A 235-nucleotide genomic window follows, 5' to 3' on the forward strand; every position below is an offset into this window, starting at 1 on the left:
GATGACAGGGTGTAAGCTGCGCCAAAGGCTGCAATTTTTTCTTCATCGCTGGATGACGCACTATTAATGACAGTCGCGGCTGCGGTATAGATTGCCGAAACGGCATCAAGACCGCCGTCATCGTGTCCAGAGTCCATATTGACAGCCTGCTGGGCTTCTTGCGAAAGCACGACCGTATCGCCATCGTCGCTGGCGGCAATCGTGCTTATTGACGACGATTCCGCGTCGCTGGATG

At 54.5% G+C, this 235-nt stretch carries 1 protein-coding gene; it reads right to left on the reverse strand.

Annotated elements, in window-relative coordinates; all coding sequences use genetic code 11:
- On the reverse strand, positions 1 to 235 hold a 235-nt coding region (locus DY926_RS17330; protein WP_158551985.1), incomplete at both ends, for a hypothetical protein.

It is taken from the genome of Komagataeibacter melaceti, from assembly GCF_003403295.1.
Taxonomy (GTDB): Bacteria; Pseudomonadota; Alphaproteobacteria; order Acetobacterales; family Acetobacteraceae; genus Komagataeibacter; species Komagataeibacter melaceti.